The organism is Stenotrophomonas sp. HMWF023 (genome assembly GCF_003060985.1).
In the GTDB taxonomy this organism is placed as follows: Bacteria; Pseudomonadota; Gammaproteobacteria; order Xanthomonadales; family Xanthomonadaceae; genus Stenotrophomonas; species Stenotrophomonas lactitubi.
Window position 1 is genome coordinate 13,001 of record NZ_QAIJ01000188.1, and the last position, 4,582, is coordinate 17,582.

The 4,582-nt window shown below is 67.4% G+C and carries 5 protein-coding genes and 1 pseudogene; 3 read left to right on the forward strand and 3 right to left on the reverse strand.

The annotated features are described in order from the left end of the window. Nucleotides 1-712, forward strand: a pseudogene (locus DBR20_RS22930) (TPM domain-containing protein); the annotation flags it as partial. Nucleotide 713: 1 nt separating this feature from the next. Here DBR20_RS22930 and DBR20_RS10085 read toward each other — a convergent pair. The 3 genes from DBR20_RS10085 to DBR20_RS10095 all read right to left on the reverse strand — a co-directional run bounded on the left by DBR20_RS10085 (nt 714) and on the right by DBR20_RS10095 (nt 3,427). Continuing rightward, nucleotides 714-1,385: a VOC family protein gene (locus DBR20_RS10085; protein WP_108266079.1), complete on the reverse strand. Its 672-nt coding sequence runs from the start codon at nt 1,383-1,385 to the stop codon at nt 714-716. Between the two features lie 118 nt (nt 1,386-1,503). Continuing rightward, a complete protein-coding gene (locus DBR20_RS10090; RefSeq protein WP_108266080.1) occupies nt 1,504-2,583 on the reverse strand; it encodes an alpha/beta hydrolase in 1,080 nt (359 codons plus the stop codon). A gap of 16 nt (nt 2,584-2,599) precedes the next feature. Then, entirely contained in the window at nt 2,600-3,427 is an 828-nt protein-coding gene (locus tag DBR20_RS10095) for an AraC family transcriptional regulator (protein WP_108266081.1), read from the reverse strand. 187 nt (nt 3,428-3,614) lie between these two features. Here DBR20_RS10095 and DBR20_RS10100 point away from each other — a divergent pair, with 187 nt between their 5' ends. Further along, the gene (locus DBR20_RS10100; protein WP_108266082.1) at nt 3,615-4,001 is read left to right on the forward strand and encodes a hypothetical protein; all 387 of its coding nucleotides are present in this window, start codon (nt 3,615-3,617) and stop codon (nt 3,999-4,001) included. 142 nt (nt 4,002-4,143) lie between these two features. Next, a partial coding sequence (locus DBR20_RS22935; protein ID WP_258223280.1) for a TonB-dependent receptor plug domain-containing protein occupies nt 4,144-4,582 on the forward strand: 439 nt, incomplete at its 3' end.

Consider the following 4,582-nt stretch of genomic DNA (forward strand, 5'->3'; position numbering starts at 1 on the left):
AGCCAATGCGGCGGTGCCCAGGCCCACGTGGCCGACATTGCCTGCCTGGGGCAGGCCGCTGCTGGTGACGGCGGTGATCGCCGCGGGGGTGCTGTCTGCGACGCTGCTGCTGCCGCGCCACGTGCTGCCGGTTCTGTTCTTCGTGATGGTGCCCGCTGTACTGGTGGCGACGCTGCTGGGCTGGTGCTGGCGTCGCAGCCGCGGCGTACGCATTGTGCTGTACGGCATGCTGGCCGCCAGCACTGGCTTCTTCGTGGTGATGCTGGTCCGTGGCCAGTTGCCGCCCAGCCTTGCACTGCACACGCTGCTGAACCTGGCGGTCGGCATCGCCGCCATGCTGGTGTTCTTCCTGGTGCAGGCCGGCCGCGCGCGCTGGCGGAAGAACCGCAACAGCTTCGCCATCCGCGTGGTGGTACTGGTGCTGCTGACCGCTGGCTATGCGCTGGGCGCAGTGCTGGCCATCGACCGTGCCGGCGACGAGAACGCCCGCGTGCTGGCAACGATCCTGTCCAGCGTGGGCACGCTGTTCCTCTACTTCATCTGGGTGTTCACCCTGCTGCCCGGCGAGAAAGCCCGCAGCGGCCGCGGTTCGTCCAGAGGCTACCGTTCCTCCTCCAGCACTTCGTCGTCCAGTTCGTCCTCGAGCAGTTCCAGCGACTGGTCCGGTGGTGGTGGCCGCAGCGGCGGCGGTGGCGCCTCGGGCAGCTGGTAGCTCAGGCCGCCTGCACCCGCCAGCCCAGTGCGGCATCGTGCAGTTCGCCGCTGCCGCTCACATCGCCCACCTGCAGCTGCAGTCCCTGCGCGTTGGGCAGGTCCTTCTGCTCGGGGAACCAACGGCGATCGGCGGCAACCACGATCAGCAGGCCCTCGTCGTCGCCCATCGGTGCGAACTGCGGCGACGGCGGGCTGATCGGCTGCAGACCGAAGCGCTGGCTGGACTGTTCGCGCACCGCATCGACATCGTGGCTGGGCAGGCCGACCTCGCTCAGGCAGGCCAGTTCGCTGCCATGGAAGGCACCGCTGCGTTCGCTGGCCGGCAAGCGCCTGCGGCCGATCAGCTCCAGGATCAGGCCATCGGGTCCGGTGAAATACACCGATTGCGATTGCCAGCTGCTTTCCAGTGCGAAGTAATCGAGGCCTTCGGGGTTGCGTTGGAAGGGCGTGCGTGCACGCAGCCAGGTCATGGCCTCGGCGAAGCGGTTGTCCGGCACATTGAAGGCCAGGTGCACGCCGCCGACAGGGTGGTCGCCGGCAGGTTGCAGCTGGATCGTGCTCCAGCCGATGCGGACCTGGTCGCCGGCCACCTCAAGTTGCAGCACGTCGCGGAAATAATCGGCAACGCGAGCGACATCGGATACCGGCAGGGTGAGGTGCAGCAGGCGCATGGTCGATCCTCCGTGTAGCGCTGGGGGCAGTGTAGTCCCGCGCACCTTCGCGTCGCGTCATCACCTGCGCAACGAATCGTTACTGCCAGCCGTAGCGTCAAACCGTGCTCGACAGCTTCTACCGCAGTGCCTCACCGAAAAAGCGCACCGCGTCTTCCACCACCACGGCATGCGTCTGTTCCTTCGGCACCTCAGTTACACACAGCGCCTGCAGTCGCTCCTTGGCCAGCGGCGTGCACCCGGACAGGAAATCGTAGTGGCCGACACCCGGCAGTGCGTGCAGCGTTGCTTTTGGAATCTGTGCCGCCGCCACATCACCGTTGGTCGCTGGTGGCGCCACCTCATCAGCAGCGCCCAGTACGATCGCCACCGGCTGCTGCAACGCCTTCAGCTGCTCCGGTGCGAATGCCTGCACGATGGCTGGCGCCAACACGAACACGGCGCGGACACCGGGAATCGAACGATCATCCTGAGCGTGCTGCACGTAGGGCTGCAGTTGTGGCGATGCTGCTGCCGCAAGACGCGCCTCCATCGTATGTGCGCCCGCTTCCTGCTGCGGTCTGCACACGCCGTCGTCCGGGTGCGCCCGGCAGAACGCCAGCAGCCGCGTCATGTCCGGCCGTGCGCCGGCGTTCAGCAGTGCAGTGAAACCACCGGCGGAATAGCCGATCACGCCCAGCCGCGACGCATCAATGTGTGGCCCCAGTTGCGGGTCGGCTTTTACTGCGGCCAGCGCGGCCTTCAGGTCGTCGGCGCGCAGCCAGGTCAGCACGCTGCCGGCCAGCGTCATCTCATCGGCGCCGTTGTTGCCGGGGTGGTCCACGGCGATCACCAGGTAGCCGGCGCGCGCCAGCGCGGTGCCCAGCCACCCCATCATGCGCGCGGTGCCGCCGTTGCCATGCGACAGCAACAGGGTCGGCAGGCGCGCGCCGGCAATGGGGGCGTCCTTGGCGGAGCGCCCCACCTCGAACAGCGGCGCATCCGCTGGCCCGATGGTGAGCGGTGTTTCTTCGCTGCCTGGCGTTGCCGGATACCACACGGTGAAGCGCAGCACATCGCGGTGTGCCCCATCGCGTATCGCCGCGCTTTCCAGCGTTGTCACACCGTGGCGTTCACCGGCGGTGAAGGGAGCTGCGGCCATCGCCATCGGCGCCAGCGAAGCCAGCAGCAGGGCCAGGATCCATCGCGTTGCGTGCATCGTCAGTCTCTCCGGGTCAGGCAGGGCGTTGATCGACCGGCAGCCAGATTTCCACGCCACCGTGGCCGCTATGCTCGTCGAAGCGGGTGTCGTAGCGTTCAAGGTCCGGCGCGTTGGCCAGGTTGAGGTGGTTGGCGGGCAGATAATGGTCCAGCAGCCAGAACCAGGTCGAGCGGATGGTGGAGATATGGCCGCCATGCCAGGCCACCAGGTAACGGCGCGCAGGCACATCCACCCGCTGCCAGTGTGCCGGCACCGATGGCAGGGCGTTCACCGGCAGCGCTGCGATGTAGTCGAAGTCGCCATCGTCGTCACTGTTGCAGCACACACCGAAACTGACCGGTGCCGGCGTTGGCCATTCGCGATTGAGCTGTGCCCACTGCCCCGGAATCGCACCACCACTGTTGCGGGTGTGGCGCATGCCGATGCCAGCCACCTGGAAGGGCGTGCAGTCGATCAGCCTGGGCGCCTCGCTGCAGGCCTGTGGTGCATCGTCGAGGCGGATCGCGTGCACCAGTGCCAGCTCCTGCAGGCCCTGCTCGCGCACGCGTTCCGGGGTCTGCCCGAACTGCTCGCAGAAGGCACGGGTGAACGCGGCATGCGTGCTGTAGCCCGCCGCCAGCGCCACCTGCAGGATGTCGCCGGCACCGTTGGCCAGCTGCTGCGCCGCGGCGGTCAGGCGGCGTCCACGCAGGTAGCGCACCACCGACGTGCCGGTACGGGCCTGGAACAGGCGCGACAGATGGAACGGCGACAGTCCGGCGGCAGCCGCAATGTCGGCCAGCGCCAGCGGCTTGTCCGCATGGCTTTCGATGTACCACAACGCTTTGCCTGCCGCGCTCATCGCGCTGTTCCTTGTTCGAATGCCGGGCAGCGTAGCGGATCGACGGGGTGGGGCGCTTAGCAGTTCTTGCGGTGGCGGGGCCTTGCGTTTGCCGTTGCAGCGGCAACAATGTGGCCTTCATGGACACGATGGAGGCCAGGGACATGCCAGAGCAGACGCGCAGTACCACAGCAGTGGAGTCGATCGGATGATCGGACTGGTGATCGCGGTCCTCGTACTGCCGGCGCTGTTGACCTTGGCGTTGCTGGTGCTGATGTGGCGCTGGGCGCCGCGTTGGCGCGGCAATCCATGGCTGTACCGCGTCGGCTTCGCGTTCCTGGCCGGTTTGCTGTCACCGACGATGCTGATGGCCGGCCACGGCGGTTTGCCGGGTCCCACGATCGGAGGCCTGGTGCTGGTGCTGATGCGGCTGGAGTGGATCGGCGATCTGCATGCCAACTTCATCGCCTTCGGCAGCAACGACGCGGCGTTTCTCTCTGCCCCTTTCCTGGTCGTCTTCGCGCTCGCACTGTTCATCCCGTTGCGGACGGCGCGGCCAGCCACCTTCGGCTTCGACGACGACGCTGCCGGGTAGCACAAGCCCGGTACGGGCGGCACCCGCACCGTAACCGCTGCAACTGTCGTCTCCACGTCATCGCTGCTTCACATCCCACGCCGAGACTGCGCGCCTTGTCCAGGTCCCACCTGGCCCTGTCGTGCCTTCCCGGAGTTCCGCCGTGCATCGTTCGAAGCTGTCGCGTTCCATCCTCCTCGCCCTTGGTCTGGTCAGCGCAGGAGGCGCGATCGCAGCAGATGCCGGAACGGCAGACACCAGCAGCAGCGGCAGCCACACCGCACCTACCCAGCTCGACGCGATGCTGGTCACCGGTACCCGAGCCTCCAACCGCACCCAGTTTGAAACCCTGGCGCCGGTGGACGTGTTCACCAAGCAGGACATCCAGTCGGTCGACTCCACCGACCTGAAGGACGTGCTGGCGCAGCTGGTACCGTCGTTCGTGGTGCAGCGCCTGCCGATGGCCGATGGCCAGGTGTTCGTGCGCCCGGCCACGCTGCGCGGCCTGTCGCCGGACCAGACGCTGGTGCTGGTCAACGGCCGCCGCTTCCATCGCAGTGCCTTGCTTGGCAACCGCGGTGCGCAGGCCGCCGACCTGGCGC